Genomic DNA, 13,060 nt, shown 5'->3' on the forward strand with positions numbered 1-13,060 from the left:
TCACGCGAGTCCCGCCCTCAATCACACGAGATCCGCCTTCGAAACCGCTTGCCCCGCCATCGATCACGCGAGTTCGGCCTCCAAGTACGTCCTTCGGCCCCGTCCGGCACGCGGAACCCGACGAGCGGCCCGGATCAGGCCGTGCTGGCCAGCGCGAACGGCAGCACCGCCGGTGCCCCGGCCCGCCGCAGCAGCCGGGTTGCCAGCGTCATGGTCCAGCCGGTGTCGATGACGTCGTCGACCAACAGGATCGGCCCCGACGGCAACGTCGCGGCCAGGTCGGCCGGCATGCTCAGCCGCCGCCACAGGTCGGCCAGCCGTTGCGCGCTGTTCGCCTGCCGCGGTGGCGGGCCGTCCGCGTCGAGCGCGCCGAGGAAGTCCAGCTTGCCGATGTCCGCCAGCCGCGTCGCCAGGCTGTAGACGAGCTTCGGCCGCGTCGACGACGGCACCGCGACCACCGCCACCGGCCGTTCCGACCACTGCCACCCGGCCAGCACCTGAACACACGCCTTGAACACCGAGTCGGGCACGTCCGTGTCCTGCGCCGCCGGGCCGACGAGCTCCCGCAGCCGGTTGCCCCAGCCGACGTCCGTCAGCCGCCCGAGGACCTGCGCCGGCTCGGCCTGGTCGTCGGCGCCGATCCGGCCGGAGACCGGGACGTCCAAAGAGGACATCCCGGTGGGCCACTGCTTCCGCGGCGCGACCTCGACTCCCGGACGCTGCAGGCGTTCCCGCGTCGCGTCGACGACCTCGTTGGCCACCGACGTGTCCCAGTACTGGCCGGTGCAGTTGTCGCACCGGCCGCACGGAGTCGCCTCGGGATCGTCGAGCTGGCGCCGCAGGTACTCCATCCGGCAGCCGTCGGTCGCCAGGTAGCCGAGCATCGCCTCCTGTTCGCGGTCACGCGCTTCCGCGACCCGCTGGTAGCGGCTGCGGTCGTACTGCCAGTCTTCGCCCGTGCTCTCCCAGCCGCCCTTCACGCGCCGGACCGCGCCGTCGACGTCCAGCACCTTCAGCACCATTTCCAGCCGGGAGCGGGAAAGCTCCACCGACGGCTCGAGCGCGGCCGTCGAAAGTGGACGGTCGGCGTAGGCGAGCGAGTTCAGCACCTGCGTCACCCGCAGCTCGTCGGGGAACGCCAGCGAGCCGAAGTACGCCCAGATCGCCCGGTCCTCCTCGCCGGGCAGCAGCACGACCTCCGCGCGCTCCACGCCACGCCCGGCGCGCCCGACCTGCTGGTAGTACGCGATCGGCGACGACGGCGCTCCCAGGTGCACGACGAACCCGAGGTCCGGCTTGTCGAACCCCATGCCCAGCGCGGAAGTCGCGACCAGCGCCTTGACGCGGTTGCCGAGCAGATCGTCTTCCGCCGCCTGCCGGTCGGCTGGATCGGTCTTGCCGGTGTAGGCCGCCACTGGGTAGCCACGATCCTTCAGCAGCGACGCGACGTCGTGCGCCGCCGCGACCGTCAGCGTGTAGATGATCCCCGACCCCGGCAGCTCCGCCAGGTGCTCGGCGAGCCACGCCAGCCGCGCCTGCGACGTCGGCAGCCGGCACACCGACAGCCGGAGGCTCTCCCGGTCGAGCGTGCCGCGCAGGACGAGCGTGTCGCCGCCGGTGCCCAGGCCCAGCTGCTCGGCGACGTCAGTGACGACACGGTCGTTCGCCGTCGCGGTGGTGGCCAGCACCGGTACGCCGTCCGGCAGATCGCCCAGCAGCGTGCGCAGGCGCCGGTAGTCCGGCCGGAAGTCGTGGCCCCAGTCGGAGATGCAATGCGCCTCGTCGACCACCAGGAGCCCGGTGCTCGCGGTCAGCTTCGGCAGCACGTTGTCGCGGAAGTCCGGGTTGTTCAGCCGTTCGGGGCTGACCAGCAACACGTCGATCTCGCCGGCCGCCACCGACGCCTGGACCTGTTCCCACTCCTGCGGGTTCGCGGAGTTCATCGTCGCCGCGTGGATCCCGGCCTTCGCCGCCGCCGAGATCTGGTTGCGCATCAGCGCCAGCAGCGGCGAGACGATCACCGTCGGCCCGCTGCCCTGTTCCCGCAGCAAGGCGGTGGCCAGGAAGTACACCGCCGACTTGCCCCACCCGGTGCGTTGCACGACGAGCGCGCGACGCCGCTGCGCGACCAGGGCCTCGATGGCCGTCCATTGGTCTTCGCGCAGCTTCGCCGAATCGCCGGCCAGGGCCCGGAGGAGGGTCTCGGCGCGTTCGCGGAGTGCTGGGGTGGTGCTGGTCGTGTCCACGTCCCCACGTCTACCCCATGGCACCGACGATCCGGGAATCGGCGGCGTCGCGAACGGACCGTTCGTGTCGAATACCGGCCGTAATGTGATCTGAATCACAAACTTCGCACGGTCGGGCGAGGTGTGCTGCTGGACCGGACGGCCCGCGGTTCCGGTGTATAGGCTCGGGTCCCATGTCACCACGGCGGATCGGGGTCATGGGCGGCACTTTCGACCCCGTGCACCACGGCCACCTCGTCGCGGCCAGCGAGGTCCAGTCCCGGTTCGGGCTCGACGAAGTGATCTTCGTCCCCACCGGCCAGCCCTGGCAGAAGACCGACCGCCAGGTCACCAAGGCCGAGGACCGCTACCTGATGACGGTCATCGCGACCGCGTCCAACCCGGTCTTCTCGGTCAGCCGCGTGGACATCGACCGCGCCGGCCAGACCTACACCGTCGACACCCTGCGCGACCTCCACGCCGAGTACCCCGAAGACCAGCTCTACTTCATCACCGGCGCCGACGCCCTCGAGCAGATCCTCACCTGGCACAAGGCCGAAGAGCTGTTCGACTTCGCGCACTTCATCGGCGTCACGCGGCCCGGCTACCGGCTCAACTCGCACCACCTGCCCAGCGGGAAGGTGAGCCTCGTCGAGGTCACCGCGATGGCGATTTCGTCCACCGGCTGCCGCGACCGCGTCGAGCGCGGCGAGCCGGTCTGGTACCTCGTTCCCGACGGCGTCGTCCGCTACATCACCAAAAAGGATCTGTACCGGAAGAGCGACTGAAGCACCGCTGGTCGCGGCGGGTACCCTTCTCGGGCGAACCCGATCCGAAAAGGAGCACCGTGACAGCCACGTCCGAGGCACGAGAGCTGGCCGTAGCGGCCGCACACGCGGCGGCGGACAAGAAGGCCAGCGACGTCGTCGTGCTGGACGTGTCCGAGCAGCTCGTCATCACCGACGCCTTCGTCATCGCCTCCGCGTCCAACGAGCGCCTGGTCGGCGCGATCGTCGACAACGTCGAGGAGAAGCTGCGGGAGAGCGGGCACAAGCCGGTCCGCCGCGAAGGCGCCCGCGAAGGCCGCTGGGTCCTGCTCGACTACGTCGACGTCGTCGTGCACGTCCAGCACGTCGAGGAGCGCACGTTCTACGGCCTCGAGCGGCTGTGGAAGGACTGCCCGCGGATCGAGGTGGCCGGCCTCGAGGAGCCGCCCGCCGATGAGGACGCGGACGCCCGGTGAGCCCGCGGCGGCTGGTGCTCTGGCGCCACGGCGAGACGGACTACAACGCCGCCGGGCGGATGCAGGGTCACCTCGACTCGGCGCTGACCCCGGTCGGCTGGAACCAGGCCCGCTTCGCCGTCCCCGCACTGGCCCGGTTCTCCCCGGACCTGGTGATCGCCTCCGACCTGCGCCGCGCCACCGACACCGCCACCGTGCTCACCGACGCCATCGGCGTCCCGCTGCGCATCGACAAGCGGCTGCGCGAGACGCACCTGGGCGAGTGGCAGGGCAAGACCGGCGCCGAGGTCGACGCCGAGTACCCCGGTGAACGCGCCCGCTGGCGCACCGACGCGACGTGGGCACCGCCCGGCGGCGAGAACCGTCTCGACGTCGCCGAGCGCGCCGGCGAGGTCGTGTCCGACCTGCAGCAGGCCAACTCCGACGTCGGCGACACCGTCCTGCTGGCCGCGCACGGCGGGCTGATCATCGCGCTCACGGCCGGGCTGCTGAAGCTGCCGGTCGAGATCTGGCCGTCCCTCGGCGGGATCGCCAACTGCCACTGGGTCGAGCTCGGCCTGCGCGACGGCAAGTGGCGGCTGCACGCCTACAACGCGGGGATGACCGGCTAGCCGATGGGGCCACGCCTGCTGGTGTTCGGCGATTCGCTGAGCTTTCACGGCCCGGAGGGGCCCTGCGCCGCGGACGAGCCGCGCCTGTGGCCGAACGTCGCCGCGGCGGCCGTCGGCGGTACCGCCGAGCTGGTCGCGGGGATCGGCTGGACCGCCCGCGACGTGTGGTGGTCGCTGACCGGCGATCCGCGCGTCTGGGCCGACCTGCACCACGCCGACGCCGTCGTGCTGGCGATCGGGAGCATGGACACCCTGCCGTCGCCGTTGCCGACCTACCTGCGCTCGGGACTGAAGTACCTGCGGCCCGACCCGGTGCGGCGGGTGGTGCGCAAGGCTTATCTCGCCGCGCAGCCGCGGCTGTCGGTCGCGTTCCGCGGCCGTCCCCGGGTGCTGCCGGTGAAGCTCACCGTGCAGTACCTCGACACCGCCGTGGAAGCGTTGCGCGTCCTGCGTCCCGAGCTGCCGATCTTCGGGATGCTGCCGTCGGTGCACCGGGCCGCGGCCTACGGCGGGGTGCACACCGCGCGTCCGGCGGCCGAGGCCGCGATGCGAGCCTGGGGCGAGCGCGCCGGCGTTCCGTTGCTGGACCTGAAAGAGGTCGTCGGCGAGCACGTCCTCAGCGGCGCGGGCAACCCCGACGGCATGCACTGGGGCTGGGCGGGACACGCCGCGGTGGGCCAGGCGATGTCCGTGTTGCTGGCGCCGGTGGCGGCCCGCGGCCACGTAGGCTGACGGCGTGTCGGTCGCCGTAGTCACGGATTCCACCGCCCACCTGCCGGAGGGGTTCGCCGAACGGCACGAGGTCCGGGTGGTGCCGCTGCACGTCCTGGTCGACGGCGTGGTGTCGCTCGACGGCGTGGAGACCGGCCCGGCGGCGGTCGCCGAGGCGATGAGCCAGCGCAAGATCGTCACGACGTCCCGGCCGACCCCGGCCGAGTTCGCGAAGGAGTTCCGGGCGGCGTTCGCCGACGGCGCGGACGCGGTCGTGTCGGTCCACCTTTCCCGTGAGCTGTCGGGCACGTGGGAAGCGGCGGTGCTGGCCGCGCAGGAGGTCGGGCCGGACCGGGTGCGCGTGGTCGACTCCCGCACGACTGCGATGGGCCTGGGGTTCGCCGCGCTGCACGCCGCGGACGCCGCGGCGGCCGGCGCGGATCCGAAGGCGGTCGAGGCGGCGGCGATGACCGCGGCCAAGTGCTCGTCGACGTTGTTTGTCGTGGAAACCCTGGAGTACCTGCGCCGCGGCGGCCGGATCGGCCCGGCCGCGGCGCTGCTGGGGACGGCGCTGGCGGTGAAGCCGGTGCTGCACATGTCCGACGGCCGGATCCTGCCGCTGGAGAAGGTCCGCACCATGAACCGGGCGATCGCGCGGCTGGTCGAGCTGGCGGCCCGGGCCGCGGACGACGACGACGTCGAGCTCGCCGTCCACCACCTGGCCTCGCCGGAGCGGGCGGTCGAGCTGGCGAACCGGCTGGAGGAGGCGGTGCCCCGGTCGGCGGGCTGCGTCGTCTCCGAGCTGGGCGCGGTGATCGGCGCGCACACCGGGCCCGGGGTGCTGGGCGTGGTGGTGCAGCGCAGGGTCCCGGCCCGGCCGGACGCCTGACCCTCCAGCATCTCATCCGGGTACGACGAAAACGGCCGTACCCGGACCGGTCCGGCGGGATCCATCCACAACACCCCGGTTGTCCACAGGACGCGGCGGCGCCCCTGTCGGCGCCTCCCCGCGACCCCTAACGTCGATCGTGTGTTCGAGCAGCCCGCCCGGGATCCGGGCCTCCCCGTCAACGACCGGCTCGCCTGGCTGGCCGACCAGCTCTCGCCCGATGCGAGCACGGTCGGGCCGGGCGGCCGGCTGGTCCGGCGCTGGCTGCCGGGCGGCGCGACCGGCGCGGGCCGTCGCCGCTGGGCGATCGCCGGCGTCTTCGCGGCCGTCGTGCTGCTCGTCCTCGGCTCGGTCGCGCTGCTGGGCGGCCGTCCGGCACCCGAGCCACCGCCGCCGCTGCCGAGCGCGAAACCCGCGGGTGAAGCGGCGGCGGCGCCGAAGGCCGGTCTCGTCGTCAGCGTCATCGGCCGCGTCCGGTCGCCCGGCCTGGTCACAGTGCCCCAGGGCTCGCGGGTCGCGGACGTCCTGCGGGCCGCCGGGGGAGCCGATCCCGGCGCGGACCTCAGCTCGGTGAACCTCGCGCGCAAGGTGACCGACGGCGAACAGCTCGCGGTCGGGATCCCGGCGCCTGCCGCACCACCCGGCGTCCCCGAAGGCGGCGGGAAGGTCGACCTCAACGCGGCGAGCACGGACCAGCTGGACACGTTGCCCGGTGTCGGCGAGGTGATGGCCAAGCGGATCGTCCAATGGCGCACGGAACACGGCGGATTCACGAAGGTCGAGCAACTGCGCGACGTCGACGGCATCGGCGAAAGCAAGTTCGAGAAGCTCCGCGGGCAGGTGACGGTCGGATGAGCATCCTTCCTGCGACTGACACCCGGCAGGACATGCGGCTGGTCCCGGCGGCCCTCGCGTGCTGGCTCGCGGCTCTGTCCGGGCTGCTGCTCGGCTGGTGGACGGCGGTCGCTGTCGGGCTCGCGTCGGCGGCCCTGGCCGGTGTGGTGCTCTGGCGGGCTCGTGGCCGGCCACGAGCGCTCGGCGCGGCAGCGGCGTTGCTGGTGCTCGGCCTGGTCATCGCCGGTCCGGTCGCCTGGCGGATTCGCGATGCCGAGCACGACAGCCTGCGCGTGGCCGCTGCCCAGGGGCTGCCCGCGACGCTCAGGGTGGTCGTCGCGGAACGGCCGAGGCCGGTGCGAAGCGCGGGCTACGCTGATCAACAGGCGGGCGCCCGGTCCGTGGTCCTGTCCGCCGACGTCCGCACGGCGTCCGTCGACGGGCAGCCCGTCGGGTCGTCCGGGCGGGTCCTGCTGCTCGCACCGGTCGCGGCGTGGGCGAGCATGTTGCCGGGCCAGGAGGTCTCGGTGGCGGGCCTGCTGATGCCGCCGCGTGGGCCGGACCTCACCGTGGCGGTGCTGTCCGTGCGCGGTCCACCCGGCGAGCCGGGTCCGGCGCCGTGGTGGCAGGAGGCCGCGGCCGGGCTGCGATCCGGCCTGCACGACCTGAGCCAGACCCTGCCGGAAGAACCCGCGGGCCTGCTGCCGGGCCTGGTCCTGGGCGACACGAGCGCGTTGTCACCCCGGGTCGAGCAGGAGTTCGTCACGGCGGGCCTGGCTCACTTGACCGCGGTCAGCGGGGGAAACCTCGCCGTCGCGTGTGGTGCGGTCCTGCTCCTGCTGCGCGTCCTTCGGCTGGGCCCTCGGCTGTCGGCCGTGGCGGCCGGGCTGTGCCTGGTGGGGTTCCTGGTCCTGGTCGGCCCGGAGCCGAGCGTGCTGCGCGCCGGGGTCATGGCGGCGGTCGCGTTGCTGGCCTTGGCGTTGGGACGCCGGGGTTCGGCGCTGCCCGCGCTGGCTTTCGCGGTGTGCGTGCTGGTGGTGGCGGACCCGGCGATGGCCACGGACTTCGGGTTCGCGTTGTCGGTCTTCGCCACGGCCGGGCTCGTTCTGCTGGCCCCGCGCTGGGCCGGGGTGCTGGTCCGTCGCGGCGTCCCACCGGGCTTCGCCGAAGGGCTCGCCGTACCGCTCGCCGCCTTCGTGGTGACGGCGCCGGTGCTGGCGGGGATGGCGGGCACGGTGAGCCTGGTGTCGGTGGTGACCAACATCCTCGCCGCGCCCGTCGTCGCCCCGGCCACGGTCCTCGGGGTGCTGGCGACGGTCGCCGGGCCCTGGTGGCCGGGAGCCGGAGCGTTCCTGGTGCACCTCGCCGGGCCGGAGGCCGAGTGGCTGATTTTCGTGGCGCGGCACGGCGCGCGGGCGCCGGGCGCGGTCGTGGCCTGGCCCGGCGGCTGGGCGGGCGCGCTGCTCGCGGCCGGCGTGCTCGCGGTGCTGGTGTTCGCCGTGCGGTACCGGCAGATGCGGGTGCTCCTGGCGATCCTGGTCGTCGGCGCGCTGCTGGTGTTCGTGCCGGTACGGGTGCTGGCACCGGCTTGGCCGCCGCGGAACTGGGCGATGGTCGAATGCGACGTCGGCCAGGGTGACGCCGTCGTGCTGGCGACGTCGGAGCCGGGGCGGGCGGTCGTGGTGGACACCGGGCCCGAGCCCGGGCCGGTCGACGAGTGCCTGCACCGGCTGTCGGTCGACCGGATCCCGTTGCTGGTACTGAGTCACCTGCACGCCGACCACATCGGCGGGCTCGTGTCGGTCTTCGACGGCCGGTCGGTCGGCGGCATCGCCATCGGGCCGGGGCGGGCGCCGGACTGGGCGTGGCGGCAGGTCGCCGCGGAAGCGTCCCGCGAAGGGGTGCCGCTGGTGGAGCTGAGCCCGGGAGAGCGGGTCGACCTGCCCGGCCTGACGCTCGACGTGCTCGGCCCTCGCTACGTGCCGTCGCGCTCGGCCGTTCAGCAGGACGGTACGACGATCAACAACAGTTCGGTCGTCCTGCGCGCGGAGACGGCGGCCGGCCGCGTGCTCATGACGGGTGATGTCGAGCTGGCGGCCCAGGCCGATCTCCTGGCCGATGTCGGCGACCTGAAAGCGGAGGTGCTCAAGGTGCCACACCACGGTTCGCGCTACTCGCTGCCGGCGTTCCTCGCCGCGGTGGCACCGCGGACGGCGCTCATCAGCGTAGGCGCGGGCAACAGCTACGGCCACCCGAGTAAGTCCACAGTGGACACACTGACGGCGCTGGGTGCCCTGGTGACCCGGACCGACGTCGACGGCGACACAGCTGTGGTGCCGGACCCGTCAGGCCCGGCGATAGCCCGCCGAGGTGAGCCACGCGGCCCGCCTCACCGCTGACTTCCGTTGTCCCGCACCGCGTTCCCGCCGAGGCGAGCCTGGCTCGCCCCGGCGGGGAGACGTCAGTAGCCGAGGGCCTCGTTCACGGCCGCGGCTGACGCCGGCACGGTCGCCTTCGGGCCCACGTGGTTCTCGATGGCGTCGAGGGTCTTGAGGCCGTCGCCGGTGATGAGGAGCACCGTCTCGGCGTCCGGGTCCAGCTTGCCCGTCTCGACCAGCTTCTTCGCCGTGGCGACGGTGACCCCGCCGGCCGTCTCGGTGAAGATGCCCTCGGTGCGGGCCAGCAGCCGGATGCCCTCGACGACCTCTTCGTCGGTGACGTCCTCGATCGAGCCACCGGTACGGTTGACGATGTCGAGCACGTACGGGCCGTCGGCCGGGTTGCCGATCGCCAGCGAGCGGGCGATGGTGTCCGGCTTCACCGGCTGGACGACGTCGTGGCCGGCGCGGAACGCGGCCGAGACCGGCGAGCAGCCGGTGGCCTGGGCGCCGAACACCTTGTACGGGCTGGCGTCCACGAGGCCGAGCTGGCCCAGCTCGCGGAAACCCTTGTCCACCTTGGTGAGCTGCGAACCGGAGGCGATCGGCACGACGATCTGCGGCGGGATCCGCCAGCCGAGCTGCTCGGCGACCTCGAAGGCGAGCGTCTTCGAACCCTCGGAGTAGTACGGGCGGACGTTGACGTTCACGAACGCCCAGCTCGGGTGCTCGCCGGCCAGCTCGGTGGCGAGGCGGTTGACGTCGTCGTAGTTGCCGTCGACTGCGATCAGGTCGCCGTCGTACACCGCGGTGGTGAGGATCTTGGCGCGCTCGAGGGACTTGGGGATCAGCACGACCGACTTCCAGCCCGCGCGCGCCGCCGCGGCGGCGACGGCGTTGGCCAGGTTGCCGGTCGAGGGACAGGCGAGCACCTCGAAGCCGAACTCGCGGGCCGCGGCCAGCGCGACGGCGACCACGCGGTCCTTGAAGGAGTGCGTCGGGTTGCCGGTGTCGTCCTTGACCCACAGGCGCTTGAGGCCGAGCTCCTTGGCCAGGCGGTCGGCGCGGATCAGCCGCGTCGCGCCGGGCTCGGTGTTCGGGATCTCTTCGATGTTGGACGGAACCGGGAGGAGCTTCTTGTAGCGCCAGATGTTCTTGGGGCCGGCCTCGATGTCTTCGCGGCGGACGCGGCCGAAGTCGTAGGCGACTTCGAGCGGCGAGAAGTCTTCGGCGGAGACGAACTCGGGGGCGAGCGGCTGCCGGTGGCCCTCTTCCTTCGACACCAGTTCGACGGCCGGTCCGAGATCCGGGGTCTTGGTGGTGGAGGTCGTGCCGAGGGTTGCGGTCATCGCGAGGTTCCTTTCCTCATCTGCCCCGCCGAAGCGGGCCGGAATTGGCACCGTGGTCGTCAGCTACCCCGCGATCGCGGGATGACAGGCTGTACGCCGGTTGCCGGGGCTTCGTCGGGCCGTTCCCTCTGCCCCTCTGGATGAGCGGTATTCAGTTTTCGGCGCGCACCGAACGAGCGCTGCCTCGAAGACACCGTACGACATGGCCCTCGAGCCGTGCCATGGTGTCCGCTCGACATCACCGGAGCGGGCGCACGATCGCGCAAGTGAGAAGATTCCGGGGTGACCGCGCAAGCCACCGCCCCGGCCCCGCTGCACCTGGTCCTGGGTGAGGAAGAACTGCTGATCGAGCGGGCCGTCCGTGACACGCTCGCCGCCGCCCGCGCGATGGACGCGACGGCCGAGCTGACGCGGGCGCGGGTGTCCGATCTCACAGCGCCCGAGCTGGCCGAACTGGTCAGCCCGTCGCTGTTCAGCGAGGGCCGGGTGATCGTCCTCGAGTCGGCGCAGGACATCTCGCAGGAGCTGTCCGACGCCGTGGCGTCGTACCTGAAGGACCCGGCGGACGGCGTCGTGCTCGTCGTCGTGCACACCGGCGGCGGGCGCAGCAAAGCGGGCAAGACGCTCCCCGCGGCGCTCAAGAAGGCCGGCGCCGAGGTGACCGAGTGCCCGAAGATGACCAAGCCCGCCGAGCGGGAGCAGTTCGTCCGCCACGAGGTGCGCCGGGCGGGCGGCAAGATCGACCCGGCCGGGGTCGCCGCGCTCATCGACGCCGTGGGCTCCGACCTGCGGGAACTGTCTTCCGCGGCCACGCAGCTCGTGGCGGACGCGGGCGGCGTCGTGGACGCCGACGCCGTGCACCGCTACCACCGCGGCCGCGCCGACGTGACGGGGTTCGCCGTGGCCGAGAAGGCGGTGAGCGGTGACCGGTCGGCGGCGCTGGAGTCGTTGCGCTGGGCGATGCAGCTCGGCGTCCCGCACGTCCTGGTCGCCGACGCGCTGGCCGACGCGGTCCGCACGATCGCCCGTGTCTCCGGTGCGGGCCGCGGCAACCCGAACCAGCTGGCCGGTGAGCTGGGCATGCCGCCGTGGAAGGTCCGCAAGGCGCAGGGCCAGTCCCGCGGCTGGAACCAGGACGGCCTCGCCACCGCGATGCGGGTGGTCGCCCGGCTGAACGCCGAGGTCAAGGGCGTCGCGGCGGACCCGGGCTACGCGCTGGAGCGGGCTGTCCTGCAGGTGGCGGCGGCCAAGGGCGACCGCTGACCATGAAGAAAGCCCCGGCCGGGGCCGGGGCTTCTCCAGAAAATCAGTCAGTCGGCTCAGAGCGAGTTGACGCGCTTCGCGAGCGCCGACTTCTTGTTGGCGGCCTGGTTGGCGTGGATGACGCCCTTCGAGACGGCCTTGTCCAGCTTCTGGGCGGCGTCGCGCTGCAGCTCGACGGCCTTGGCCTTGTCACCGGAGTCGGCGGCTTCGCGGACCTTGCGGATCGCGGTCTTCACCGAGGACCGGATCGCCTGGTTGCGCTGACGCGCCTTCTCGTTCGTGGTGATGCGCTTGATCTGCGACTTGATGTTGGCCATGAGGCGCTCCTGCTTTCACTCGGTGAGATCCGCCGCCGCGCTCGTGTGGCCCCGCGAAAAGCGGGTTTCCTCCATGACGGAATGCCGCACGGCAACGAGCGTCAACCTTAACAGCCCAGCTCGGACCGCCCGCGACCGCGTCCGGCGAGGCGCTGATCACCGGGAGTACGGTGGACGGCGGTAGTGCCTAGGGTTCCGTCACCGGTCCGCCCCAGCCAGCAGGACAACCAGGAACCGGTGGGTCTGGTCCGAGCGGCACCATCGGCGGGTCCGGACGGCCTGCCGTTCATCTGACGGGACAAAAGCCTGGAGGACCCGGGTTTTCGCGCGCGCGAAAACCCGTAAGGGGTCCTGTGAACACCACCGCTCTGTCCTTCGTCGTCGTCGCGGCCGTCGTGCACGCCGCGTGGAACCTTGCCGCCAAACGCATCCAGGCCGGCGGCACCCAGTTCGTCTGGCTCTACTACACGGTTTCCGCCGTCGCCCTGCTGCCGGTGACGGTGGTGCTGCTGGTCGTCGAACCGCAGCGTCCACAGTGGAGCTGGCTGCTGGCCGCGGCGGGCACGTCGGTGCTGCACGTCGCCTACGGCATCGTGCTGCAGCGCGGCTACCGCGTAGGCGATCTCTCCGTCGTCTACCCCGTCGCGCGGGGCACCGGGCCGCTGCTGTCGGTGCTGGCCGCCGTCCTGGTCCTCGGCGAACGGCCCGGCCGGCTCGGCCTGCTCGGCGCGTTCCTGGTGATCACCGGGGTGCTCGTGATCAGCACCGGCCGCCGGGGCGCCGCCGCCGACGACCCGGCCGCCGCCAGGGCCCGGCGCGCCGGGATCTTCTACGGCGTCCTGACCGGGGCCGTCATCGCCGGCTACACGCTCTGGGACGCGCACTCGGTGACCGGTATCGGCATGCCGCCGATCGTCTACCTCGGCCTCGGCACGCTCATCCAGAGCGTCCTGCTCCTGCCCAGCGCGCGGACCGGCCGTGCCGAGGTGACACGGCTCTGGCGCGACCAGCGCCGCGAGGTGCTGATCGTCGGGCTGCTGTCGCCGATCGCCTACATCCTCGTGCTGTTCGCGCTGACGATGGCGCCGGTCAGCCTGGTCGCCCCCGCCCGTGAGCTGAGCATCGTGCTCGGTGGCCTTGCCGCGTGGCTGGTGCTGGGCGAGCGGGACGCCGTGCGGCGGCTGGCCGGGTCGGTCATCGTGCTGTCCGGCATCGCCGCGATTGCGGCGGCCTGAGCACC

12 protein-coding genes and 1 riboswitch are annotated in these 13,060 nt (G+C 72.5%); of the genes, 9 read left to right on the forward strand and 3 right to left on the reverse strand.

Features of this window, described 5'->3' with window-relative positions; genetic code table 11:
• Window positions 1-134 precede the first annotated feature (134 nt).
• On the reverse strand, window positions 135-2,246 hold the full coding sequence (locus ACGFMK_RS11855) for a RecQ family ATP-dependent DNA helicase (RefSeq protein ID WP_392760926.1): 2,112 nt from the start codon (window positions 2,244-2,246) through the stop codon (window positions 135-137).
• A 197-nt stretch (window positions 2,247-2,443) separates the two neighbouring features.
• On the opposite strand from ACGFMK_RS11855, the gene nadD reads away from it, so the two are divergent.
• The 7 genes from nadD (at window position 2,444) to ACGFMK_RS11890 (ending at window position 8,912) form a co-directional block, all read left to right on the forward strand.
• Window positions 2,444-3,013 carry a nicotinate-nucleotide adenylyltransferase gene (nadD, locus tag ACGFMK_RS11860; RefSeq protein WP_392761081.1) on the forward strand — a complete coding sequence of 190 codons (570 nt, stop codon included), beginning with the start codon at window positions 2,444-2,446 and terminating at the stop codon, window positions 3,011-3,013.
• Between the two features lie 59 nt (window positions 3,014-3,072).
• Window positions 3,073-3,468: a ribosome silencing factor gene (gene rsfS / locus ACGFMK_RS11865; protein ID WP_323335992.1), complete on the forward strand. Its 396-nt coding sequence runs from the start codon at window positions 3,073-3,075 to the stop codon at window positions 3,466-3,468.
• On the forward strand, window positions 3,465-4,079 hold the full coding sequence (locus ACGFMK_RS11870) for a histidine phosphatase family protein (protein ID WP_247055188.1): 615 nt from the start codon (window positions 3,465-3,467) through the stop codon (window positions 4,077-4,079). Before rsfS ends, ACGFMK_RS11870 begins: the two co-directional genes overlap by 4 nt.
• Window positions 4,080-4,082: 3 nt before the next feature.
• Window positions 4,083-4,811 carry a diglucosylglycerate octanoyltransferase gene (octT, locus tag ACGFMK_RS11875; RefSeq protein WP_392760930.1) on the forward strand — a complete coding sequence of 243 codons (729 nt, stop codon included), beginning with the start codon at window positions 4,083-4,085 and terminating at the stop codon, window positions 4,809-4,811.
• 4 nt (window positions 4,812-4,815) lie between these two features.
• Window positions 4,816-5,679, forward strand: coding sequence for a DegV family protein (locus tag ACGFMK_RS11880; protein ID WP_392760933.1), 864 nt, complete (start codon window positions 4,816-4,818; stop codon window positions 5,677-5,679).
• 141 nt (window positions 5,680-5,820) lie between these two features.
• A complete protein-coding gene (locus ACGFMK_RS11885) occupies window positions 5,821-6,534 on the forward strand; it encodes a helix-hairpin-helix domain-containing protein (RefSeq protein WP_392760935.1) in 714 nt (237 codons plus the stop codon).
• Window positions 6,531-8,912 carry a ComEC/Rec2 family competence protein gene (locus ACGFMK_RS11890; RefSeq protein WP_392760938.1) on the forward strand — a complete coding sequence of 794 codons (2,382 nt, stop codon included), beginning with the start codon at window positions 6,531-6,533 and terminating at the stop codon, window positions 8,910-8,912. Before ACGFMK_RS11885 ends, ACGFMK_RS11890 begins: the two co-directional genes overlap by 4 nt.
• A gap of 62 nt (window positions 8,913-8,974) precedes the next feature.
• On the opposite strand, the gene thrC is transcribed toward ACGFMK_RS11890, so the two are convergent.
• On the reverse strand, window positions 8,975-10,240 hold the full coding sequence (thrC, locus tag ACGFMK_RS11895) for a threonine synthase (protein ID WP_392760941.1): 1,266 nt from the start codon (window positions 10,238-10,240) through the stop codon (window positions 8,975-8,977).
• Window positions 10,241-10,253: 13 nt separating this feature from the next.
• Window positions 10,254-10,387: riboswitch (SAM riboswitch) on the reverse strand.
• A 135-nt stretch (window positions 10,388-10,522) separates the two neighbouring features.
• Here thrC and holA point away from each other — a divergent pair.
• Window positions 10,523-11,503 carry a DNA polymerase III subunit delta gene (holA, locus tag ACGFMK_RS11900; protein WP_392760944.1) on the forward strand — a complete coding sequence of 327 codons (981 nt, stop codon included), beginning with the start codon at window positions 10,523-10,525 and terminating at the stop codon, window positions 11,501-11,503.
• Window positions 11,504-11,559: 56 nt separating this feature from the next.
• On the opposite strand, the gene rpsT is transcribed toward holA, so the two are convergent.
• On the reverse strand, window positions 11,560-11,820 hold the full coding sequence (gene rpsT, locus ACGFMK_RS11905; RefSeq protein ID WP_247055174.1) for a 30S ribosomal protein S20: 261 nt from the start codon (window positions 11,818-11,820) through the stop codon (window positions 11,560-11,562).
• Between the two features lie 353 nt (window positions 11,821-12,173).
• Here rpsT and ACGFMK_RS11910 point away from each other — a divergent pair, with 353 nt between their 5' ends.
• Window positions 12,174-13,055: an EamA family transporter gene (locus ACGFMK_RS11910; protein ID WP_392760948.1), complete on the forward strand. Its 882-nt coding sequence runs from the start codon at window positions 12,174-12,176 to the stop codon at window positions 13,053-13,055.
• Window positions 13,056-13,060: the final 5 nt, after the last annotated feature.

It is taken from the genome of Amycolatopsis sp. NPDC049252, from assembly GCF_043197175.1.
Lineage (GTDB): Bacteria > Actinomycetota > Actinomycetes > Mycobacteriales > Pseudonocardiaceae > Amycolatopsis.